Source organism: Bacteroides sp. AF20-13LB (assembly GCF_003603065.1).
Lineage (GTDB): Bacteria > Bacteroidota > Bacteroidia > Bacteroidales > Bacteroidaceae > Bacteroides > Bacteroides uniformis.
On the sequence record NZ_QTMH01000009.1, the window covers coordinates 240,549 to 262,890 of the forward strand.

Consider the following 22,342-nt stretch of genomic DNA (forward strand, 5'->3'; position numbering starts at 1 on the left):
CTTTTAGTTTAGTTTGTTTTTATTCAGTATAAAATTCAATGACGCGGCAGATGGCCCGTTGGCAGACCGGGCAGAAAGTAGGGTATTCATTGGTGCGCATGCGGCAATTGTCTGCCGGACGGTAGATGCCTTTGGCAGAATAGCCAGCTCCTTCATATACGCCTACGGGATATGTTCCACTTTCAGAAGAGGGAGTAGGAACGGGAGTTCCTTGAGCAAGCATATCTTTCCATTTGGAAGTGAAATCGATTCTTGTGCTGATGTTCTGTTCCCAGGGTTCCACATCTAGTGGATAGGTATCTGTCATCACGTCATTGTCGTAGAAGTATTCATCGGCCAGTCCGCCAAAGCTATGCCCGAACTCATGTACCACAACGGGGCGGAACATGGGATGGTGGGCGGTAGTAAGGGTATAGGAATTATAGATTCCACCGCCTCCGTATTCTTCCGTATTGGCAAGGATGATGATGTGTTCATACGGTATTCCCGCCAGCGCATCGTGTATGGATTTGACACGGGAGGTTGTCAGATACCGGTCTGAATAGAATGTGCTGAAATGAGAGCTGAATGCTGTCCGTTTCCATTCTCCGAGGCGTGGTACGCTTACTCCGCTGTCTTCGGAGGGGCTGGCCACTGCTACAATGTTGAAGTGCTTTTTCATGGACCGGAAGGGTTCGTGGGCAAACAGACTTTCGCAGGCAATGGCTGCGTCTTCGTAGAATACCGGCATCTCTTCGGGAGTATATCCTTCTGCAAGGATGGCTACGTCGATGCATTTGGCCGTATTGCCGCTTTGCAGCAGATATTTATGTGGTGTGATGTGGGCAGTACCTTTCTGATGTATCAGGATGTCGTCGGGACTGACCGTATGTTTCATGCTTGCCCGTACATTTCTACGCGGGTCGAGAAGTGTTATTTCTATTTCTGCAGGACGGAGGGGATAGGGAAGGAGAAAGGTGTTTTCGAATCCTTTGGTCACCGCTTTGGCTTCATCCGTTTCCAGCCACTCCTGGAAGAGCGAAGAAAAGGATGTTTTGTAGATTACGCTGCCATTGGCTGCATCTCGCATAATGATTTGTCCGTTTCCTTGCAGGGGCAACTCAGATAAATGATGCTTCCTTCCTGCCCAAGAGGGGAGACAAGACAATCCGTCCAGGCATATCTCTTGTTTGGCTGCATTTCCGGTAAAGATATAGTCGACACGCAGGGTTTTATCTGCAAAATAATCTGCAAAACTTTGGGCATGCAAGGATATTGCTGCCATCAGGCATAATAGGAATAAGGAATACTTTTTCATAACGGTTCATTATTATTGCTACTACAAAGATAATATCTTTAAAGCTCATCTGCAATTTTCCGGTCGTGCGAGATGGAATTTTGCATATGCACTTTGAAATGCCTGATATGCGGTATTATTCTTTTTTTTGTAAGAAAAGTTATAAACCGTATTTTTATTGGCGAAAAAATAGCTAACTTTGCATGTTGCCGTATAGATATGCGGGAGATATAGTAATTTATTAATCATTAGAATTTGAAATGGGACATCATCAGTTGGATACTTTAGACGAACAGATTTTAAAACTTATAGCCGATAATGCACGCATTCCTTTCCTTGAAGTGGCTAGAGCTTGTAATGTATCGGGAGCAGCCATTCATCAGCGCATTCAAAAGCTGACAAACTTAGGTATATTGAAAGGTTCTGAATATGTGATTGATCCGGAGAAGATAGGATATGAAACATGCGCCTATATCGGTATCTATCTAAAGGATCCTGCTTCTTTTGATGCTGTAACGAGAGCATTGGAAGCTATTCCCGAGATTGTGGAATGCCATTTTACAACGGGCAAGTATGATATGTTCATAAAGCTTTATGCCCGCAACAACCATCATTTGCTGAGCATCATACATGATAAGTTGCAGCCGCTGGGACTGGCGCGTACGGAAACCTTGATTTCTTTCCACGAAGCCATCAAGCGGCAGATGCCTATAACGGTAGAAGAAGAGGAAGATTAATTTTACCGGTGGATATAATCGACGAATGCATAAGGGCAGGGATGCTTCTCATCTGCGGGATGGGACTCCCTGCTTTTTTCTTGCCATACAGTCGGAGCGACTTCGGGAAAGTAGGCGTCCACCTGAGGGGCTTCTGCATCCACTTCGGTCAGGCAGAGGGTATCTGCAAAGGGGAGTGCCTGGCGATAAACGCTTGCACCGCCGATGATGTAGACGTGTTCGTCGGGCTGGCAACTGCTTAGTGCTTCTTCCAATGAGGGAAAAACTTCTGTACCGGGACAGATCAAATCTTTTTGAGTGGACAGAACAACGTTGCGGCGGTTGGGAAGCGCACCTTTGGGGAGAGATTCAAAAGTCTTTCGGCCCATGATGATGGTATTTCCCGTGGTGAGGGCTTTGAAACGCTTCAAATCATTGGGAAGCCAGAATAACAACCGGTTCTGATAGCCGATACCTCTCTTTCTGTCTACTGCAGCAATAATACTAATCATATGTGTGTAAAATTCTTTTCTCTTTCTATCTTTTTATTGTAGGATTTATACTGACACTTTTCCTGCAATATGCGGATGCGGGTTATAGTTGACCAACTCAAAATCCTCGAACTTGAAGTCGAAGATGTTTTTCACATCCGGATTGATTCTCATCTGCGGCAAATCCCGCGGTTCACGAGATAGTTGGAGTTTTACCTGCTCCAAATGGTTCAGATAGATGTGAGCATCTCCTAAGGTATGGATGAAATCTCCGGCTTTCAGTCCGGTGACTTGCGCCATCATCTGCAGGAGCAGGGCATAGGAAGCAATGTTGAAGGGCACTCCTAAAAAAATGTCCGCACTACGCTGGTACAGTTGCAGGCTCAGCCGTCCGTTGGCGACATAGAACTGGAAGAAAGCGTGGCAGGGAGGGAGGTTCATGTTGTCCAAATCGCCTACATTCCATGCGCTGACTATAATCCGGCGTGAGTCGGGATTGTGCTTGATGGTTTCTACAGCTTCGCTGATTTGGTCGATGAATCCACCTTTATAGTTCGGCCAGGAGCGCCATTGATACCCGTAGATATGTCCCAGGTCACCGTTTTCGTCCGCCCATTCGTTCCAGATGCGTACACCGTTGTCCTGAAGATATTTCACATTGGTGTCTCCTTGGAGGAACCATAGCAGTTCGTATATGATTGATTTCAGATGCAGCTTCTTGGTAGTAAGGCAGGGGAAGCCTTCATCCATGTTGAAACGCATCTGGTGGCCGAATACGCTGATGGTGCCGGTACCCGTACGGTCGCTTTTCTCTACGCCTTCGGTCAGTACGCGGTTCAGCAGGTCTAAATATTGTTTCATGATGTAATGCTCTGTTTTTATCCGAACGCAAAGGTAGGAGAATTAATTATTAATTAATAATTAATAATTAAAAATTAGAGGAAGGGGGTCATCAAGTTTCCCACCCAGCCTACGAATTTCTTCCATCCGGAACGCTTTTTCCAGACTTCGGGAGTGAGTAGCGTACTGTTTTGCACGTCCCGTTCGAACATGGCATTCAGCTCATTGGTGGTCTTGGGGTCGAAGATGAAAGCGTTTGTCTCGTAGTCATAGCGCAGGCTGCGGCTGTTGAGATTGGCAGTACCCACCGTGCAGAAAGTGCTGTCTACCATCATTATCTTGGAATGGTGGAAGCCGCCGTTGAAGAGATATATCTTGGCTCCTTTCTTCATCAGCTTGTGTGCTATGTAGAATGAGGCATCCGGAGTAAAGGCTATGTCCGACACGGCAGGTATCATGATTTCCACTTCAGTACCTTTTTTCAGTGCGTTCTTGATTGCCTTGCGGATTGATTTGGTCGGAACGAAATAAGGATTCACGATTCGGATGCTCTTCTGTGCGGCTTGTATGGAAGCTGCATAGGCATGGCTGATGGAGCGTGGTGTTTCGCGTGGCGTGCGGTCCACGATGGCTATTTCTTCGGCAATACTGTCGGGCAGTTGCGGAGTGTCCGGAAAATAGGCGGGACCTCCAACGTGTTGTCCCGTCTCCCGGTTCCACATGGTCAGGAAGATGCCTTGCAGATAGCGCACGGCATCTCCTTCAAGATGTATGTGCATATCGTGCCATTTACCGATTTTAGGTAATCCGTTGATGTAGTAGTCGGCAATGTTCATGCCGCCGGTATAACCTATCTTTCCGTCAATCACTACTATTTTCCGATGGTCGCGGTGTATGGCATGATTCACCCAGGGAAAAGTGATAGGATCGAACTTAACGATTTCGATGCCTTGGGCGCGGATGGATTTCAGATGGCGTTCTTTCAATGGTTGGTTGTTGGACCAGTTGCCGAAGGCATCGAACATGGCGCGGACTTCAACTCCCTCCTTGACTTTCTCTGCCAGAAGGCTGAACAAGGCATTGGCTATGGAGTCGTTGCGGAAGTTGAAGTATTCCAAATGGATATGATGCCGGGCATGGCGGATATTCTCGAAGAGATCGACGAACTTGTCATGGCCGGTCATCAGCAATTTCACTTCATTGTTATAAGTGACGGGGGCGCCCATTTCCTTCAAGTAATTCATGACAATGGAATCGCTTGTTGCTTGCGCCCCGGCATTCCCAATAGAAAAAACGAATAATATGATGAATAGAATCTTTCTCAAAACTTTCTCCTCTTAGTTAGTTTTATGAGGGGACAAAGATACGATTTATCATTGAAAAACAACTATGCCATAGATGAAATCTTGCGGTAACCGAAATAGAGCAATACCACTCCGGCAATGATTAACGACTTGGGGTCAAGCTCCGAAGCTCCGCTCCGGATGGCAGTATCGAAGGTTTCGCGCAAGGTGTCCAGTATCAGCTGCACTCCGTCGAGGGAGACGAACAGTACGAGGGCCAGAGTAAAGCAGAATGCTGTCCATATCTGCGCCAAGTGGCGGCTACGGTCGGGCAGATGTCGCAGTACGCGGCGGCTGAACCCGTTATCGGCTATTTCCTGCCGGTGTTCGGCAAAGAATGAAGTCAGGAGTTTATCATCATTTTCCATCATAACCATTTTGTTTTAAGTAGGAAGCCATTTTGTCTTTCGCCCGCGAGAGGTGGCTTTTTACCGTTCCCGCCGGACATCCGGTGATACCTGCAATCTTTTCGATGCTTTGGTCTTCCATGTAGAAGAGCGTGATGCAGGTGCGTTCCATTTCCTTCAGTGTGGCCAGGGCACGGTAAATGTCCATGTGCTGTCCCACGTCCTGCTGCAGTGTGCTGCATTGAGCGTCCACTCGGTACGTATCCAAATCGTCCGTTTCTTTCCGGCTGCGAATATAATCATAAAAAACGTTATAGGCAATACGGTAGAGCCAGGTTGAGAAGCTGGACAGATTCTTGAACGAAGCGATGTTTGTATAGGCCTTGATAAACGTATCTTGTGCCAGGTCGTCACTCAACTCGCTGTCGCCGCAGGTCTGGTGCAGGAAGAACCGCCGCACGGGCGACTGGTACTTCTTTACCAACTGGTCGAAGGCCCTGGTGTTGTGAAACACCACGACCTGTGCGACTAACGATATGTCACCCATCTGACTCATTTTTCTTCGTTCTTCTTCTGTTGGCTGTAGAAAATCACCAATTGTCCGAAGCCGGTGAACATGACGAGTAAGCCGATACATCCGAGACCGAATTCTCCGGTAATGGCCCAAAGGAAGATGAACAGGCCGATGCCGACGAATATGTTGTTGATGCCTTTGCTGCGGATATCCGTTGCTGCGGCTTCTTTGAAGAAGTTTTCAGGCAGTTGCTGTCCGCTGGCCAGGGCCTGTTCCGCCAGGCGGTACTTGGCTTTCCGGTTTTTATAGCGGAAGAAGAATACTACGAATATGATGAGTAGCGGCAGTCCGAATACAAAGACGATGGCTGTTACGGCAATCACGGTCTCCGAGGTCTTGCTCCCGAGGTCGAACCCGTTCCAGTCCATACTGCTGTGGTGGGTTCTCCATTTTTCCGGAGCATCGCTACTGCCGGTACCGTTTTCATAAGTCATGATGCTGAGTGTGTCTGTTACGGTTTCTCCATTGATGACAGTGTCTCTCAATTCGATGACTCTTTTCTTGTTCCCCTGACCGTCGTTCTCTGTTACGGTTCTGTTTGCGCCTTGCACCAGTGTGCAGAACATCATGGCGAGCATTAATCCAAAAATGATACGTTTCATAATCTATGGTCTTTTAATTTGTTTCTTTGTTGGTTAGACGTGTCGTCACCTTTATAAAGTTGCAAAGAGAAGATATTTTTTTTAGAAAACCGGAAATAAGGCGATATTTTTCCGTGAAAATGTCTTATTGTCTTTTTTCCGGAATAACAAGAAGTAGGTATTTGCGACTGTAAATAGAGGTAAATATACAAACCGGGTTGTTTCTTATTGTAAATACTGTTATCTTTGCGCATCTGTTTTTATTGGGAAGTCTTGATGAAGTTGAGGAATATAATGAAGTGTTTCCTCCCTCTGCTGTTCATTGCCTATCTGGGAGGAATTACGCTGTTTACCCACTCGCATGTGGTGAATGGTGTTATCATTGTGCATTCCCATCCATTCAAGGGCCAGCATGAGCATACAGAGGTGCAGTTGGAAACCATTTTCTATCTAGCCTCTTTCGTCTCTTCTTCCCTTCCGTTGCTTCCGGTTGCCGCGACGGTTTTCCTTGTTTTGTTGTGTGTACTGAGCATTCTTACCACGGAATGCATCAAGTGTGTAAAGCTTCGTGGCGGTATTTGCCTGCGTGCTCCCCCTTCTTTTTTTCAAATCCGATAGATTAAGGCAATTCCGTTGTGGGATTGCGTCAACCTCATTGATTAACATATTATTTTAGAAGTACATGAAAAAATATATATTTTTTGTGGTGGGAGCAGTATGTCTGTTACTCTCATCAACCGTTTATGCCGAAGATTTGAAGAGTACCGATGCCAATATTGTCGGTCATGTAATAGAAAAAAGTACAAGGGAACATTTGCCTTATATGACAGTTTCGCTGAAAGGCACCACCATCGGGACCATGACCGATGCCACCGGTCACTATTTCCTAAAGAATCTGCCTGAAGGTGAGTTCACGTTGTCCGTCAGTGCCGTAGGTTATAAGTCGCAGGAGCGCAAAGTCGTTCTGAAACGTGGTAAGACCTTGGAAGAGAACTTTGAGTTGGAAGAAGACATGGTGGCACTGGACGGGGTGGTAGTCACAGCCAACCGCAATGAGACTGCCCGGCGCTTGGCACCCACTTTGGTCAAAGTGGTCACTCCTAAACTGTTTGAGCAGACAAACTCGCATACTTTGTCGCAAGGACTGGCCTTTCAGCCAGGTGTGCGGGTGGAGACCGATTGCCAGAATTGCGGTTATTCACAAGTGCGCATCAACGGGCTGGATGGGAAATATACCCAAATATTGATAGACTCACGTCCCATCTTTTCCTCTCTGGCCGGTGTGTATGGGTTGGAACAGATTCCCGCCAACATGATAGAGCGTGTGGAAGTGGTGCGTGGAGGTGGTTCAGCCTTGTTCGGTTCTTCGGCCATTGCCGGGACGGTGAATATCATTACGAAGGAACCGATTCGCAATTCCGGTTCTTTCTCGCATACCATTTCCAATTTCGACGGTTCCGGCTCGTTCGACAACAACACGACCCTGAATCTTTCCTTGGTTTCTTCGGACAGTAAGATGGGGGCTTATGTGTACGGCCAGAGCAGGCATCGTTCGGCATGGGACTCCAACGGAGACGGTTTTTCCGAATTACCGAAGCTGAAGAACCAGACTGTCGGTCTGAATGCTTACTACCGGACAAGTGCCTATTCCAAGCTGAGCCTTGAATACCATCATATGGAGGAATTCCGCCGTGGTGGAAGTGGCTTCAGCCTTCCCCCTCATATAGCCGAGGATGCCGGATTGAACGGTACCGGGGCGCCCGGACTGGTGGAACAGCTGAAACATTCCATCAACACGGGTGGGCTCAAGTTCACGGCTTTCTCCAAAAACCAGAAACATACGTTCAGTACCTATGCTTCGGCTCAGCACATCGTGCGCAATAGTTATTACAGCGCTTATGGAATGACTACGGACTTTACCGGTGTGCTGGGTGCCCAGTATATTTATCATTTTGACAAGTGTCTGTTTATGCCTGCCGATTTGACCGGAGGCATTGAGTTCAATCACGACAATCTGCATGACAAGGCAACGGACGTACAGAAGTATCGTGATGCTGCTTTGGCCGAAGATCCTACGGCAACGGGTGACCGCTTGCAACAACTGATTGAGAAATATACCCCCGCCCCGTTGAACCAAGTGGTGAATATAGCAAGCGTCTATGCCCAGAATGAGTGGAAGAACGAACAGTGGAGTTTCCTGATTGGCGGGCGCGTAGATAAAAACAGCATCATGGACAAGGCTGTTTTCAGTCCCCGTGCCAATATCCGTTACAATCCTACTCAGGATGTGAATATCCGTTTCAGTTATGCTGAGGGATTCCGTGCTCCACAAGCGTTTGATGAAGATCTGCATATCAGTAATGTGGGTGGAGAGTTGGTTTCCATTGTCCGCGCCAAAGGATTGAAGGAAGAGCGTTCGCGCAGCTTCAATGCTTCGGTAGATTGGTACCACTATTTCGGAGATTTCCAGGCAAACCTACTGGTGGAAGGCTTCTACACGAAACTTTCCGACCCGTTTGTCCTGACGCCTCCGGTGAAAGACCCGGATGGTAGCGCTTATCTGATACAGACCCGTATCAATGGTTCGGGAGCTAAAGTGTATGGCGGCACATTGGAAGGAAAGGTTGCCTATAAGGATAAGGTTCAGTTGCAGGCAGGGCTGACGCTTCAACGAAGTATCTATGACTCTCCCGAAGAATGGAGTGCGGATGAGGAGCACTTGTCGGAGAAAGAACGTTACAGCGACAAGATACTGCGTACTCCCGACGTCTACGGCTACTTTACAGCTACCTATATGCCGGTTAAAGCCTTCTCAATAGCTTTGAACGGCAATTATACCGGGCGGATGTACGTTCCCCATTTGCTTTCGGAGGTGAACGGTGAGGCGGATGTATTGGTAAAGAGTCCGGACTTCTTTGAGCTTGGAACAAAGATAGCTTACGACTTTGATTTTCAAGGGTTCTGTTTGCAGCTCAATGCCGGTGTACAGAATATATTCAATTCTTATCAGAAAGATTTTGATAAAGGAGCGAGCCGCGATTCCGGTTATATCTACGGACCGGGTGCACCGCGTTCCTATTTTGCAGGGGTGAAACTCAGTTTTTAAAAAGAGTATTGAACCGTGCTTTTTGTTTAGCCCCGTAGATTGGTGAAACGTATTTTGCACTATCTTTGCTGCCATAAAACAGTTCAAAGCATGAAGCTACCCTCATCTTTCACCGATTATACACGCGCCCTCTTGGGTGTGGAAGAATATGAAAAGCTGGCTGCCGCCCTGGAAGGGGAGCAGCCGGTCAGTATCCGACTGAATGAAGATAAATTACCGGAATCTTCATTCAGTCTTTTTCGTTCCTCTTTTAGGCATGTCCCTTGGTCTACTGCCGGATACTATCTGGACAAGCGGCTGACATTCACTTTTGACCCGCTGTTTCATGCAGGCTGCTACTATGTGCAGGAGGCTTCGTCTATGTTTGTGGAGCAGGCTTTGAGGCGGTATGTGGGCGAAGGACCGGTGGTGATGCTTGACCTCTGTGCGGCTCCCGGCGGGAAATCCACGCATGCCCGTAGCGTGTTGCCCGCAGGCAGTCTGCTGGTGGCCAATGAGGTAATCCGCAACCGCTCGCAGGTATTGGCGGAGAATCTTACGAAGTGGGGGCATTCCGGTGTGGTGGTCACTAATAATGACCCGGCAGATTTTTCTTCCTTGACGGACTTCTTCGACGTCATATTGACGGATGTCCCCTGCTCTGGCGAGGGGATGTTCCGTAAAGACCCCGTTGCGGTAAGTGAGTGGAGTGGGGAGAATGTGGAAATCTGCTGGCAGCGCCAGCGTCGCATCGTTACGGATATCTGGCCTTGCTTGAAGTCCGGAGGCATTCTCATCTACAGTACTTGTACCTATAATACAAAGGAAAACGAAGAGAACATCCGTTGGATACAGGATGAATTCGGGGCGGAGGTATTGCCGTTGGAAATTTCTACTGACTGGAATATTACGGGTAATCTATTGTCGGGAGAGGACTTTCCCGCCTATCGTTTCCTGCCCCATCGGACGAAGGGGGAAGGATTCTTTTTGGCAGTTCTCCGCAAACCGGGCGTGAGCGATGGGAATACCTGGGCCGGGCAGGTGAAATCCTGGGAAAAAGGAAGAAAACCTCAAGGAAAAGGAGCGAAAACTCCGGGTGTTTCCAAAGAACAGCTTTCGGCACTGCATGAGTGGTTTGCGGTTCCGGATAATTACGAATTTATCGTCAATGGCAACAACGTCAGCGCTTTCCCTAAAGCGTATCTCTCCGAACTGTCGGCTTTGCGTTCGTCACTCCGTATCGTGCAGGCTGGGGTAGATGTTGCTGAGTTGAAAGGAAAAGACTGGATGCCTGCTCATGGGCTCGCCATGAGTATAGCACTGAATCCGGATGCCTTTGCCCATGAAGAGATAGGCCGCGAGCAGGCCATCAGCTATCTGCGCAAGGAGGCTGTTGTCCTTTCGGAGACTGCTCCGCGCGGCATTGTCTTGCTCACCTACAAACAGATACCTCTAGGATTTGTCAAGAATATAGGTAACCGTGCCAATAATCTTTATCCCCAGGAATGGCGCATACGCAGCGGATATTTGCCGGAAGGGGTGCTGGAATTGGCAACAATAACCGGGTGAAATCAATCACGTTACTGCAAAGCTGCTGTATATATTTTGCAGTAGCACTGCAGAGCTGTTGCAGTGACACTGCAAATATATATGCAGCGCGACTGCAACACATATGCAGTGGTGCTGCAACACATATGCAGTGCGACTGCAAAAAATATGCAGAACTTTGCAGTATAATAATAGAGTAGGAATGTACTATTTTTTATTGTTTCTTCAATGCAGTATTTTGTTTGTTCAAGCATTTTCTATATATAGATAACTGTTTTAAAACTAATACTATTTGCTTATGCTTAAAAAAACGATTACTGCCTTAAGCCTACTTTGTATCCTTGCAGCCTGCCAGAGTGACGACAACTCTTCACCACAACCCAAGCCTCGCAAAGACATTGCCTTGACCCGTGCCGAGCAGGAGATGATGGATTTAGGAACGGATTTCGCTTTCCGTTTCTTTAATCAGGTTTGTAAAACTGAGGTGGAAAAGCCCAATCTGTTCATCTCTCCTTTGAGCGCTTCGCTCTGTCTGTCTATGATTGCCAATGGAGCGTTGGGAAACACACTATCTGAGATGACAGATGTCCTGGGCTTTTCGGGCTATTCGTTGGAAGAAATGAACAACTATAATAAGAAGCTGGTGGAGGCGTTGCTCGATTTGGACAATACCACACAGTTGGGAATTGCCAATTCCATCTGGATAAAGAAAGGGTTCGGTGTTCATGACGACTTTGTAAGCGTAAACAAAAAGATGTATGACGCGCAAGTGCAGGAGCTGGATTTTGCCTCTCCCAAGGCTCCGGACATTATAAACGGCTGGTGTGCCGGGAAAACGAATAATTGCATCCCCAAAGTCTTGAATGAGATTCCGGAGACGGCGCGTCTTTATCTGTTGAATGCGCTTTATTTCAAGGGGATTTGGAAGAATCAATTCAAAAAATCGGATACGGCAGAAGAGGCTTTTACGAATGCTGACGGAAGCAAATCGACTGTACACATGATGAATCTTCGTGACGAGAGATTCAACTATGCCGAGAATGAGTATTTCTCAATGGCAGAGTTGCCTTACGGCAATGAGGCTTTCAGTATGGTGGTGCTCTTGCCGGCAGAGGGAAAATCGTTGGATGAGTGCCTGCCGCAGCTGAATGACGAGCGCTGGGGGGAATGGAACAGTAGTTTATCAAGCTCTGCCTTGAACCTTAAGTTACCCCGGTTTGAAATGGAATATGATAAAGAACTCATTGACGATATGATGGCAATGGGAATGCAGGAGGCTTTTACTCCATCGGCCGATTTTTCCGGAATGGCGGATGAGGATTTGTTTATCAGTTTGCTGCAACAGTTCACTTATGTGAAAGTGAATGAAGAGGGGACGGAAGCTGCGGCTGTAACTGTCGGAGGAATGGACGTGGCCGCTCCCGGACCAAGTACGGTAATTCCGTTCTATGTGGACCGTCCTTTCATCTTTCTGATAAAGGAGAAGAGTACGGGAGTTATTCTGTTTATGGGTAAAGTCACAAAACTATAACTACAATATATTGAAATAGAAAGAGCTGTCTGTCAACCGCAGACAGCTCTTTCTATTTATAACCGGCTCTTGTATATCTGTGCCATTGCCTTCTGATACTGGTTTTCCAGTTGCAGGAGGTTTGTCTTGCTTTGATAGACAACCGATATTTCAACGAAGTATTCAATCATACTGATTTGTCCTCCCATAAGTGCTTGTTTCAGTAAAGAAAGGTCTTGCTGTTGATGGAAGGTGCGCTCGTATTCCTCCATGGAAGCGTGCAGGTTCTTGGCCTCTTCATAGAGTTGCCACAAGGCAGAGCTGGCTTGCAGTGCGGCGTTCTCCTTTTGGTAGTCAATGTTGAGCGCTTGTGTCTTGGCTATCTTGACCTTATTGCGGTTTTCGAAAAGCGGGAAAGAGAAGCCTACTACTACACCGTTTAGCGGATGCCCCGATTCGGTATTTCTACGGTAACCCAGTTCCAGTTTGGGCAGCCAGCCTTGCTTGCTTGCCGAAATCTGTTTCCGGGCGGCAGAACTTTCACCCTGCAAGGATTGCAGGGTGGGGTCTGAAGCCAGCAGTTCGTCGGCCAGCGGGTGGAAGTCGGCCGGCAACGGCACTGCCGGGTATTCTGTCAATCCGAGTGTTTGGGCGTCGGGTGTGGTATCGGGTCTGGGACGTCCCGGTGTGAGCGGCTGGTTTCCGTTGAGGACAAGCAGCTCTTTCAGTTTATTGTTAAGTGCCGTCTGGTTCATGCGGGCTTCCGTGCGTACATTCAGCAACTCCAGATTAATCTTGTTGGTTTCCAGTGCATTGGCATCTCCCGTTTCCAAACGCCGGGTGTACATGGCCGACAGTTCCTCCGCATTCTTCAACCGTTCGTCGAGCAGGGCTTGCTGGCGTTGCAGCATGATGATGTCCAAGCATACTTCCTTCGCTTGCAACAATATCTGCTGGCGGAAGGCGGTGGCTTGTGCATCCAGTGCATTTGTCTTGAGTCGGTTCATCTTCCCTCGGGTGGCGTAAAGCGTGGGGAAGTCGAAGCTTTGCGAGATGACCATTTCGCCGACTGTCTCGTCACTGTTCTTGGAGTCCCAAAGGTGGGCGTATGACAGTGTAGGGTCGGGGAGGTTGTTGTTTGTCTTGTTCTCCAGTTTTTGTGAGGAAATGAGGTGGGAGTTAGCCTGCAATTCCTTGTTGTTGGCCTCTATCTGCTGGAGCACGGCATCAATGCCGGACGTTTGTGCGCTCATCCCCGCAAAAGCGAGGATGGCGGCGCTGAATATGAAAAATCTTTTATTCATTGTCTGACGTTTTAGGTTGTTGGTTATGGTGCATCATCAGGTAAACAATCGGAATGATGAAACCGTTCAGGAACGTGGATGTTAAAAGGCCGCCCAAGATAACCTTTGCCATCGGGCTTTGTATCTCGTTGCCCGGCAGGTCGCCACTGAGAGCCAGCGGGATAAGTGCCAGTGCACTGGATAGGGCGGTCATCAGGATTGGATTCAGACGGTCGAGCGAACCGCGGATAACGCTGTCGTAGACGCCATAGCCTTCTTCCTGCTGCAAGTGGTTGTAATGGCTGATGAGCAGCATTCCGTTTCGGGTGGCGATACCGAACAGTGAGATGAAACCGATGATGGCGGGGATACTCACTTCTCCCGTTGTGATGAGCAGGGCGAATACACCGCCTATCAATGCCAGCGGCAGATTGATAAGGATGATGGCACTCTCCTTCACACTGCGGAATTCATGGTAGAGGAGCAGGAATATCACCACGATGGACATGAACGAAGTAAGTGCCAGCGTGCGGCTTGCTGCCTGCTCGCTTTCGAATTGTCCGCCGTATTCGATGTGGTATCCTTCCGGCAGTTTGATTTGTGCGTCTACCTGGGCTTGTATATCATTGACTACACTTCGCAGGTCGCGGTCGGCCACGTTGGCGGAGATGACGATTTTACGCTTTACATTCTCGCGGCTGATGGTGTTCGGACCCATGGCCGAGCGGATTTCCGCTACATAGTTCAGTGGAATTTTCTGTCCGTCGCCCGTATCAATCATCAAGTTGCGTATTTTTTCCATTTCGTCGCGTAGGTTGTCTTTCACGCGTACGGTCAGGTCGAAGCTCTTTCCCTTTTCGTAAACTTGGGAAACGGCTTCACCGGCCAGGCAGACATTGACAAACTCCGAAAATTCGGGCAGTGAAATGCCGTATTTGGCAAGCATTTCCCGTTTGGGTGAAATGACAAGTTGCGGACGCTCAATCTGCTGTTCCACGTTCAGGTCGGCAATACCGGGAATCCCCTGGATGGCACTCTTGATTTCATTGCCCAGAGTGAACATGCGGTTCAGGTCGTCGCCGAACAGTTTGATGGCGATGTTCGCCTTTGTACCGGATAGCATGGCGTCTATACGGTGGCTGATAGGCTGGCCTATTTCCACGTTTGCCCCTACAATGGTACCCAGTTTTTCGCGGACTTCTGCCACGAGCTCGCTGCGCGAGCGGTCTTTCAACTCAAACGGTGCCTCGATCTCAGAGACGTTTACTCCCAGAGCGTGTTCGTCCAGCTCTGCACGTCCCGTTTTACGGGCCACGGTCTGTATTTCGGGGATGGAAAGCAGCAGCTCCTCGGCACGGTGCCCCATCTTGTCGCTTTCTTCCAGGGAAATGCCTGGAAGCGAGGAGATATTGATGGTGAACGAACCTTCATTGAAAGGCGGCAGGAACGAGCGGCCCAGGGTGAAGAAACAGCCGAGCGCTACTACAAATAGTCCGATAGTACCTCCCAGTACCCCTTTCTTATGCCCCAATACGAAAGTCAGTGCAGAACCATACCATTGCTTCATCTTGCGTGCTACGGCAGAATCGCTGTTTTCGTTGTTTTGTTTTTTCGTTTTCTCTTTTCCCAATAGATAGGAGCAAAGTACCGGCGTTACGGTCAGTGCCACAACAGTTGAAGCCGCCAATGCCACAATGAACGCAATACCCAGTGGTACCAACATCCTACCTTCCATACCACTAAGGAAGAACAGTGGTACGAAGCTGACAATGATAATCAGCGTTGAATTGAGGATAGGCATACGCACTTCTTTCGAAGCATTGAACACCACTTCCAGAATAGGAAGTTGCTCGCCGGCAGGTTTCAGTCGGTTTTCGTGCAAACGCTTGTAGACATTCTCCACGTCCACGATGGCATCATCCACCAGCGAACCGATGGCGATAGCCATACCTCCCAGGCTCATGGTATTTATCGTAAAGCCCATATAGTGCAGGGCAAGGATGGAGGCAATCAGTGACAACGGCAGTGTCACCAGCGAGATGACTGTGGTACGTATGTTGGCAAGGAACAGGAAAAGCACGATGACAACGAAAATACCTCCCTCCAACAACGACTTCTGAACGTTTCCGATGGAACTTTCGATGAAACGGCTTTGACGGAAGATGTCTGTGGAAACCTTTACGTCCGCCGGTAGATTCTTCTGCAGGTCTTGCAGGGAAGCTTCCAGTTTGTCTGTAAGCTCCAGCGTGCTTGTGGCGGGTTGCTTGGTGACTGTCAGCAGTACGGCATGCTTACCGCGTTCCGAGGCGGTACCCAGTTTAGGAAGTTTGACTCCGACTTGAACGTCGGCAATATCTTCCAGCAGGATAGGGGCGCCGGAGACTCCGTTGCTCCGCACCACGGCCTTGGCTATCTGGTCTACCTTGTCGGTAGAAAGTACGCCGCGTACGATATATTCATTGCCATATTCATAGAGCACTCCACCATTGGCATTCAGGTTCATTTCGCGGGTGATGTTCATCACTTCGCTCAATGTTACGCCGTAATGGCGCATCCGTTCCGGGTCCAGCTGCACTTGATATTCCTTGATGTCGCCACCCAGTACGGCAACTTGTGCCACACCGCCCGTAGAGAGCAGGCGGGGACGTATGGTCCAGTCGGCAATGGTACGCAAATCCAGCATAGAGGTCGAATCTGCTGTCAGACCTACAATCAACATCTCGCCCAAAATGGACGATTGTGGGCCTAGTGTCGGCTTGCCTACGTTGGCCGGTAAGGATTCGCTGACGACTGCCAGCTTCTCACTGACAATCTGCCGGGCAAGATAGATATCTGTATCCCAGTCGAATTCTACCCAGACTACAGAAAAACCGTTCGTTGAGGAAGAGCGTACACGGCGCACACCCGTTGCACCGTTTACAGCCGTTTCTACGGGAAAAGTGACCAGCTGTTCCACTTCCTCTGCTGCCATACCATTTGCTTCGGTCATGATGACCACGGTCGGCGCATTGAGGTCAGGGAACACATCCACTTCCGTATGCATGGCGGTATAAGTACCGCCAATCAGCAACAGCACCGATACTACCAGCACCAGGATGCGGTTCTGAAGAGAAAAACCAATTATTTTGTTTAACATCTTTTTATTTACTATTTACAATGTACAATTGGGCTGCGCAATGTCAGCCGCACTTGCTGTTTTATCTAATATTTCTTGTTTATCTGACTTTACACTCCCCATTCGTCACGTAACCCTTATACTGCATAGCGAAATGGTACTTTGTAAATTGTCAAATTGTACATGAGATTAGTGTTCATGGCTATGTGCCGGAATAGCATTCGTTGCCGATGCCAGCTTCACTTGATAGGCTCCTTGGGTTACGACGCGATCGCCTGCTTTTATGCCGGAAAGGATTTGTACACTTTCGCCATTGTCGGCACCCAGGGTGACAAGCTGTTTTTTGTAGCCCTCTTCATCCAGTTGCAGGTAGACAAAGAAGCTGCCTTGTTCCTCGGTCAGCGCACTGTGAGGAAGAGACAACACGTTCTCCATTGGTGAGGATAATAGGAATACTTCTACAAACGAGCCGGGAATAACGTCTCCCTTATTGTCGAATTCAAAAGTTACGGGTACATAATATCCGTTCTCACCCGAAGCCTTTCCATAAGAAAGCATGCGCCCGCCCAGTTCTTTCAATGTATATACCTTATTATTATAAGGAGTACAGAAGTTGGCAGAACCGATGCTGTTTAGGTAAGGATAGTACTTTTCGGATACATCCGCACGCAGGAAAAGCTTGCGGTTCTGGGTGACGCTTACCAACGGCTGGCCGACGCTGACGTAGTCCCCTTCTTTCACCAACAGATTCTTCACATAACCGCTGATGGGAGAAACAACAGCCTGGCCGCTTGCCGAATGGTTCTTTGCGACTGCCTCGTAACTGATACGGGCATTTTCGTAAATCTGTTCGGCTTGCGCGAATTCCTTTTCAGATACGATTTTGTTGCCTACAAGCGCTTTCATACGCTCGTATTCTTTTTTGGAAACCTCGTAGGCTATCCGGGCTTTCTGCACCGGGTCTCCGTCGGCCATGTTTTTGGATGACAATACCACCAAAGGAGTACCTTTGCTGACACTCATTCCTTCGATAACTTTTCCCTTGAAGGAAACCACGCCTGCTACTGTAGCTACGGCTACGCTCTCGTCTCCCTGGGCTGCCATCACCTGGCCGCTGGTCTTGATGACTTGATGGAAACTACCCGGTTCAACAGTGCTGACTGCTACGCCGGCAGCTTGCGCCTTTGCTGGTGGCAGGATGATTTCATCGCTTCCTCCGGCATGGTTTTCCTGCTCTTCGTGCTCATGGTTGTGTCCCTCATGTTCGTGGTCATGTCCCTCGTGGTCATGTCCGTCATGATTGTGCTCTTCTGTTTCGTGATTATGTCCTTCGTGGCTGTCTCCGGACTTACTGTTACAGGAGCCTAAAAGGAATAATCCCAAGACTCCCATGAAAATAACTTTTTTCATGATGATATTTGTTCTTACTTTTTGATTTTGAATACAAAGTTAGGGCATAGGGCGTGCAACCAAATTGCATTGTTCCTTATGCCGGATAGAAATCTGTCCCGGTGATGTTCCGGTAACAGTTAAGCAAGAAGAGACGGAGGGGCACGAAGTCCCGTAGCACATATGATAAATGTGCTATGAAGAGATTCCAGATAGATACACTCCTGCCTGCTTATGTCAAACTCGGGTAGGATGAGTAACTTGGAAAAAGGTTCAATGAGTAGGGTAACTGCCCACAAGGCATCCGGATGTGAACACACATCATTGGAAGAGCTGGGCGTCTGTTGTACAAAGTGGGTTGTCATGCATCCCGTGTCGCAACAGCAGTGCTCGTTGCCCGGGCTATGACGGTGTCCGCAGCAATCGGCGGTGATATCATTCTTCATGCATATCATTCCGTCGGCATGATGATGGTGGGGAATGACGGGTATCACCAGCATTATCAAGCTGATGAAAAAAAGAATATAGGTTATGTACTGTTTCTTTTTCATTCCTCTATCTTTGGACGGATGCAAAGATAGAGGTTAAGGACTTAATTACCAAATAGAAAATGCTAAAAAGGTTTGAATAACATATTCAATCCCTCATTCATGCTGGGGTGGGTGAAAATGAAGTCCCGCAGGAAATGGTAACGCTGTCCCGTTTTCATGATTGATGCTACGGTATTGATTACTTCTGGTGCATCGGCACAAAGTAGGGTACAACCCAGAATCCGTCCGGTATGGATGTCTACAATAGCTTTGAGCATACCGTCTATGCTGTGTAGCGTACGGGCACGTGGAATCATGGCAGCAGGGATACGTGCCACATGTATGGAATAACCGTTCTTCATCGCTTCCTCTTCCGTCAGTCCTATATGTGCCAGCGGTGGGTCGGTGAAAATGGCAAAGGGGATTGGATACCGGTCTTTTGTACTCCTTTTTTTGTTTTCAAAGAGTTGATTACGGATGATACGGAAATCATCGATGGACAAGTAGTCGAACTGTTCGTCTCCTTTTACGTCCCCCAGGGCCCATACGTGTGGGGCTGTAGTCCGTAATTGGTTGTCGACAACGATGGCTCCCCGCTTGTCTGTTTGTATACCCGCTTTTTCCAGATTCAGCTCTGCAGTCATAGGCTTGCGACCGATGGCTACCAGCAAGGCATCTCCTTTCAGGTAGTAGGGAGTGCCGTTTGCACTGTCCGTATAGGTCAGAGTTATTCCTTCGGCTGTGTCGTACACGGATTGGACACGGGCGTTCAACCGGACATTGATACGTTTTCGGTTCAATGCTTCCAGCATGGAGGCGGCAATGTCGCGGTCCACTTTAGGCAGAAAGCGGTTTCCCGCTTCCAGCAGTGTGACATGGCTTCCAAAGCCTGCATACATAGTGGCAAACTCCAATCCGACAGCACCGCCGCCGATGACGAGCAGGTGTGCGGGCAGTTTGTTCGATTGCAGCAAGGTCTCACTGGTATATACGTACTTGCTCTCCTTGAGTCCGTCGATGGCAGGCAGGATAGGGGTGGACCCGGTGTTGATGAATATCTCTTTTCCCTCAAGAATCGTTTCGTCCTTGCCGGAGACTATACGGATTGTATTTTCGGACAAGAAAGAAGCAGTTCCGTCATAGAGGGTTATATTAGGCTTGTTTTTTACATTTTCATAATTTTTCTCACGCAGGAAGGATACAAGCTTGTCTTTCCGCGCCACGGCAAGTGCATACAGTTTGGACTGGTTCTTATAATCGTCATAGTATTTTTTTTCCGCATATTCCGATTCGTGAATCAGAGCTTTGGTAGGGATACATCCTACGTTTACACATGTTCCTCCGTACATCTGAGGGGAACGTTCCACGATGGCTACTTTCCAATTCCGTTCGGCCAGTTCGGCGGCCAATAACTTGCCGCCCTTGCCGAATCCTATTATGATGGCATCATATTGTTTCATTTTAATATCTCTTAGTTAAGTGTTTAGTAAAATGAAAACAATATGTATCGGCCATTTGTTCGGACGCCGGGTTTAGCAGATGCTTATCGTTCCAGTTCGCGGAGGGAGTCCATTTTCTTCTTTTCAAGGAATTCGTAGATGCCGCTCAAGTGCTCTTTCACTTGTTTGTTGCCGAATTCATATACCTTGCTTACCAGTCCGTCCAGGAAGTCACGGTCGTGGCTGACGAGGATAAGGGTACCGTCAAAATCCAGTAACGCTTGCTTCAGGATATCTTTGGTTTTCATGTCCAGATGGTTGGTCGGTTCGTCCAGTATCAGCAGATTCACCGGTTCGAGCAAAAGCTTTATCATGGCGAGGCGCGTGCGCTCTCCACCGGAAAGCACCTTGACCTTCTTCATGGACTCTTCGGGGCCACCGAACATGAAGGCACCCAGCAGGTCGCGTATCTTGTTGCGGATTTCCCCTTTTGCCACATCGTCGATGGTCTGGAATACGGTCAGGTTCTCATCCAACAATGAGGCCTGGTTTTGTGCGAAATATCCAATCTGCACGTTGTGTCCTATCGTGAGGGTGCCTTCATGTTCTATTTCCTTCATGATGCACTTCACTAACGTTGACTTTCCTTCACCGTTCTTACCAACGAAAGCAACCTTGTCTCCCCGTTCTATGGTGAGGTTGGCATTCTTGAAGACCACATGGTCACCGTAACTTTTCCCTACTCCCTCCATGATGACGGGATAATTGCCTGAGCGGGGAGAAGGAGGGAATTTGAGGCGTAACGCTGAAGTGTCTTCTTCATCCACTTCCAGCAGTTCCAGCTTCTCCAGCATTTTTACGCGGCTTTGCACTTGCAGGGTTTTGGAGTAGGTGCCTTTGAACCGTTCGATGAATTCCTTGGTTTCGGCAATGAACTTCTGCTGGTCGTCGTAGGCTTTCTGTTGCTGTTCGCGGCGTTCCTTGCGGAGTTCCAGGTATTTGGAGTAGTTTACTTTGTAATCGTATATCCGTCCCATGGTCACTTCAATGGTACGGGTGGTGATGTTGTCTACGAATTTACGGTCGTGGCTGATGACGATGACAGCCTTTCCATTGCTGATAAGGAAATCTTCCAGCCATTGTATGGATTCTATGTCCAGATGGTTGGTAGGCTCGTCTAGCAACAGCACGTCAGGCTTTTGCAGCAACAGCTTGGCAAGCTCGATGCGCATGCGCCATCCGCCGCTGAAGTCACTGGTCTGGCGGTTGAAGTCTTCGCGTACAAAGCCCAGTCCGAGCAGTGCTTTTTCCACATCCTCCTCGTAATTGGTGGAGTCGATGGCATAGAACTTTTCGCTTAAGGCGGAGACATTCTCGATAAGTTCCATGTAGCTGTCGCTTTCGTAGTCGGTACGCGTTTCCAGTTCCTTGTTGAGGCGCTCTATTTCAGCTTCCATTTCATGCAGGTGGGCAAAAGCTTGCGCCGCTTCCTGGAATACGGTACGTCCGTCTTCCGTCATAAGGTGCTGTGGAAGGTAAGCTATGACACTGTCCTTGGGGGCTGAGATTTTTCCACGGGTAGGTTGTCTTACACCTGCCAGGATTTTCAACAATGTACTTTTCCCCGCTCCATTTTTACCCATCAGGGCGATACGGTCTTTTTCGTTGATAACGAAAGATATGTCACTGAATAAAGTAGTTCCGCCGAATTCTACGGCCAGTCCGTCTATAGAAATCATTATATATTTTTTTAATGAGCTGCAAAGATAGTGCAAATCTATTATTTTTTATATCTTTGCCCCTATATAAACAAAACGCATAGGTCATGGAAATAGAAAAAGTGTCAGGAGATTACCGTCCGCTTATTCTGGTTGCGGAAGATGATGATAGTAACTTTAAACTGATAAAGGCTATTATCGGCAAGAAATGCGAGATACTATGGGCAAAGAATGGTGAGGATATTGTAAATTTGTTCGAAGAGAATCGCGACAAGGCGGAAGCTATTCTGATGGATATAAAAATGCCTATTATGAACGGGCTGGATGCTACGGTGATTATTCGCAAGAAGGATAAGGAACTTCCCATCATCATGCAGACCGCTTACGCCTTTACTGCCGACCGCGAAAAAGCCTTGGAGTGCGGAGCCTCGGAAGTGTTGGTAAAACCCATCACTCTGTCTGCTTTGCGTACATGTCTGAGCCGTTATTTACCTAAATTAGTTTGGTAAGGCTTTACTGATAATAAAAAGGGAACCGGATGACTAAGTAATGAATAT

The 22,342-nt window shown here is 48.2% G+C and carries 19 protein-coding genes; 6 read left to right on the plus strand and 13 right to left on the minus strand.

Annotation, left to right across the window (positions count from 1 at the left end; genetic code table 11):
* Positions 1–19: 19 nt before the first annotated feature.
* A complete protein-coding gene (locus tag DWX62_RS12855; protein ID WP_005833095.1) occupies positions 20–1,297 on the minus strand; it encodes an IgA Peptidase M64 in 1,278 nt (425 codons plus the stop codon).
* A gap of 239 nt (positions 1,298–1,536) precedes the next feature.
* On the opposite strand from DWX62_RS12855, the gene DWX62_RS12865 reads away from it, so the two are divergent.
* Positions 1,537–2,013: an Lrp/AsnC ligand binding domain-containing protein gene (locus DWX62_RS12865; protein WP_005827104.1), complete on the plus strand. Its 477-nt coding sequence runs from the start codon at positions 1,537–1,539 to the stop codon at positions 2,011–2,013.
* Between the two features lie 2 nt (positions 2,014–2,015).
* On the opposite strand, the gene DWX62_RS12870 is transcribed toward DWX62_RS12865, so the two are convergent.
* The 6 genes from DWX62_RS12870 to DWX62_RS12895 form a co-directional block, all read right to left on the minus strand.
* Positions 2,016–2,504 carry a dihydrofolate reductase gene (locus tag DWX62_RS12870; protein WP_008664019.1) on the minus strand — a complete coding sequence of 163 codons (489 nt, stop codon included), beginning with the start codon at positions 2,502–2,504 and terminating at the stop codon, positions 2,016–2,018.
* A gap of 45 nt (positions 2,505–2,549) precedes the next feature.
* Positions 2,550–3,344 carry a thymidylate synthase gene (locus tag DWX62_RS12875; RefSeq protein WP_005827101.1) on the minus strand — a complete coding sequence of 265 codons (795 nt, stop codon included), beginning with the start codon at positions 3,342–3,344 and terminating at the stop codon, positions 2,550–2,552.
* Between the two features lie 74 nt (positions 3,345–3,418).
* Complete coding sequence (cls, locus tag DWX62_RS12880; protein WP_207802386.1) at positions 3,419–4,648, minus strand: cardiolipin synthase; 1,230 nt, start codon at positions 4,646–4,648, stop codon at positions 3,419–3,421.
* 62 nt (positions 4,649–4,710) lie between these two features.
* The gene (locus DWX62_RS12885; protein WP_005827095.1) at positions 4,711–5,037 is read right to left on the minus strand and encodes a DUF5056 domain-containing protein; all 327 of its coding nucleotides are present in this window, start codon (positions 5,035–5,037) and stop codon (positions 4,711–4,713) included.
* Positions 5,024–5,569 (minus strand): sigma-70 family RNA polymerase sigma factor, encoded by a 546-nt coding sequence (locus DWX62_RS12890; RefSeq protein ID WP_009037971.1) that lies wholly within the window; start codon positions 5,567–5,569, stop codon positions 5,024–5,026. Before DWX62_RS12890 ends, DWX62_RS12885 begins: the two co-directional genes overlap by 14 nt.
* Positions 5,566–6,189 carry a DUF6249 domain-containing protein gene (locus tag DWX62_RS12895; protein ID WP_005833085.1) on the minus strand — a complete coding sequence of 208 codons (624 nt, stop codon included), beginning with the start codon at positions 6,187–6,189 and terminating at the stop codon, positions 5,566–5,568. The genes DWX62_RS12890 and DWX62_RS12895 overlap by 4 nt, the downstream gene beginning before the upstream one ends.
* 255 nt (positions 6,190–6,444) lie before the next feature.
* Here DWX62_RS12895 and DWX62_RS12905 point away from each other — a divergent pair, with 255 nt between their 5' ends.
* The 4 genes from DWX62_RS12905 to DWX62_RS12920 all read left to right on the plus strand — a co-directional run bounded on the left by DWX62_RS12905 (position 6,445) and on the right by DWX62_RS12920 (position 12,332).
* Positions 6,445–6,786 carry a hypothetical protein gene (locus DWX62_RS12905; RefSeq protein ID WP_008664012.1) on the plus strand — a complete coding sequence of 114 codons (342 nt, stop codon included), beginning with the start codon at positions 6,445–6,447 and terminating at the stop codon, positions 6,784–6,786.
* A gap of 64 nt (positions 6,787–6,850) precedes the next feature.
* Positions 6,851–9,274, plus strand: a complete 2,424-nt coding sequence (locus DWX62_RS12910; protein ID WP_005827082.1) for a TonB-dependent receptor — start codon at positions 6,851–6,853, stop codon at positions 9,272–9,274.
* 90 nt (positions 9,275–9,364) lie between these two features.
* A complete protein-coding gene (locus tag DWX62_RS12915) occupies positions 9,365–10,822 on the plus strand; it encodes an rRNA cytosine-C5-methyltransferase (protein ID WP_117680584.1) in 1,458 nt (485 codons plus the stop codon).
* A 277-nt stretch (positions 10,823–11,099) separates the two neighbouring features.
* A complete protein-coding gene (locus DWX62_RS12920; protein WP_005827075.1) occupies positions 11,100–12,332 on the plus strand; it encodes a serpin family protein in 1,233 nt (410 codons plus the stop codon).
* Positions 12,333–12,388: 56 nt separating this feature from the next.
* Here the strand turns inward: DWX62_RS12920 and DWX62_RS12925 are convergent, their stop codons facing one another.
* The 6 genes from DWX62_RS12925 to DWX62_RS12950 form a co-directional block, all read right to left on the minus strand.
* Complete coding sequence (locus DWX62_RS12925; RefSeq protein WP_005827073.1) at positions 12,389–13,615, minus strand: TolC family protein; 1,227 nt, start codon at positions 13,613–13,615, stop codon at positions 12,389–12,391.
* Positions 13,608–16,730, minus strand: a complete 3,123-nt coding sequence (locus DWX62_RS12930; protein ID WP_120172917.1) for an efflux RND transporter permease subunit — start codon at positions 16,728–16,730, stop codon at positions 13,608–13,610. The genes DWX62_RS12925 and DWX62_RS12930 overlap by 8 nt, the downstream gene beginning before the upstream one ends.
* 168 nt (positions 16,731–16,898) lie before the next feature.
* The gene (locus DWX62_RS12935; protein ID WP_005833077.1) at positions 16,899–18,119 is read right to left on the minus strand and encodes an efflux RND transporter periplasmic adaptor subunit; all 1,221 of its coding nucleotides are present in this window, start codon (positions 18,117–18,119) and stop codon (positions 16,899–16,901) included.
* 119 nt (positions 18,120–18,238) lie between these two features.
* Positions 18,239–18,649 carry a DUF6769 family protein gene (locus DWX62_RS12940; protein WP_005827068.1) on the minus strand — a complete coding sequence of 137 codons (411 nt, stop codon included), beginning with the start codon at positions 18,647–18,649 and terminating at the stop codon, positions 18,239–18,241.
* Between the two features lie 62 nt (positions 18,650–18,711).
* Entirely contained in the window at positions 18,712–20,088 is a 1,377-nt protein-coding gene (locus DWX62_RS12945) for an FAD-dependent oxidoreductase (protein WP_120172918.1), read from the minus strand.
* Between the two features lie 83 nt (positions 20,089–20,171).
* Entirely contained in the window at positions 20,172–21,806 is a 1,635-nt protein-coding gene (locus DWX62_RS12950) for an ABC-F family ATP-binding cassette domain-containing protein (protein ID WP_005827062.1), read from the minus strand.
* Between the two features lie 86 nt (positions 21,807–21,892).
* Here DWX62_RS12950 and DWX62_RS12955 point away from each other — a divergent pair, with 86 nt between their 5' ends.
* Positions 21,893–22,294 carry a response regulator gene (locus DWX62_RS12955; protein WP_005827060.1) on the plus strand — a complete coding sequence of 134 codons (402 nt, stop codon included), beginning with the start codon at positions 21,893–21,895 and terminating at the stop codon, positions 22,292–22,294.
* The last annotated feature ends 48 nt before the right edge of the window (positions 22,295–22,342 follow it).

Coding starts and splice junctions, on each gene's coding strand:
- DWX62_RS12935 (WP_005833077.1), bottom strand. CDS start 18,119: ATGAAAAAAGTTATTTTCATGGGAGTCTTGGGATTATTCCTTTTAGGC.
- DWX62_RS12885 (WP_005827095.1), bottom strand. CDS start 5,037: ATGATGGAAAATGATGATAAACTCCTGACTTCATTCTTTGCCGAACAC.
- DWX62_RS12890 (WP_009037971.1), bottom strand. CDS start 5,569: ATGAGTCAGATGGGTGACATATCGTTAGTCGCACAGGTCGTGGTGTTT.
- DWX62_RS12875 (WP_005827101.1), bottom strand. CDS start 3,344: ATGAAACAATATTTAGACCTGCTGAACCGCGTACTGACCGAAGGCGTA.
- DWX62_RS12870 (WP_008664019.1), bottom strand. CDS start 2,504: ATGATTAGTATTATTGCTGCAGTAGACAGAAAGAGAGGTATCGGCTAT.
- DWX62_RS12895 (WP_005833085.1), bottom strand. CDS start 6,189: ATGAAACGTATCATTTTTGGATTAATGCTCGCCATGATGTTCTGCACA.
- DWX62_RS12920 (WP_005827075.1), top strand. CDS start 11,100: ATGCTTAAAAAAACGATTACTGCCTTAAGCCTACTTTGTATCCTTGCA.
- DWX62_RS12915 (WP_117680584.1), top strand. CDS start 9,365: ATGAAGCTACCCTCATCTTTCACCGATTATACACGCGCCCTCTTGGGT.
- DWX62_RS12940 (WP_005827068.1), bottom strand. CDS start 18,649: ATGAAAAAGAAACAGTACATAACCTATATTCTTTTTTTCATCAGCTTG.
- DWX62_RS12945 (WP_120172918.1), bottom strand. CDS start 20,088: ATGAAACAATATGATGCCATCATAATAGGATTCGGCAAGGGCGGCAAG.
- DWX62_RS12930 (WP_120172917.1), bottom strand. CDS start 16,730: ATGTTAAACAAAATAATTGGTTTTTCTCTTCAGAACCGCATCCTGGTG.
- DWX62_RS12905 (WP_008664012.1), top strand. CDS start 6,445: ATGAAGTTGAGGAATATAATGAAGTGTTTCCTCCCTCTGCTGTTCATT.
- DWX62_RS12910 (WP_005827082.1), top strand. CDS start 6,851: ATGAAAAAATATATATTTTTTGTGGTGGGAGCAGTATGTCTGTTACTC.
- DWX62_RS12925 (WP_005827073.1), bottom strand. CDS start 13,615: ATGAATAAAAGATTTTTCATATTCAGCGCCGCCATCCTCGCTTTTGCG.
- DWX62_RS12855 (WP_005833095.1), bottom strand. CDS start 1,297: ATGAAAAAGTATTCCTTATTCCTATTATGCCTGATGGCAGCAATATCC.
- DWX62_RS12955 (WP_005827060.1), top strand. CDS start 21,893: ATGGAAATAGAAAAAGTGTCAGGAGATTACCGTCCGCTTATTCTGGTT.
- DWX62_RS12950 (WP_005827062.1), bottom strand. CDS start 21,806: ATGATTTCTATAGACGGACTGGCCGTAGAATTCGGCGGAACTACTTTA.
- DWX62_RS12865 (WP_005827104.1), top strand. CDS start 1,537: ATGGGACATCATCAGTTGGATACTTTAGACGAACAGATTTTAAAACTT.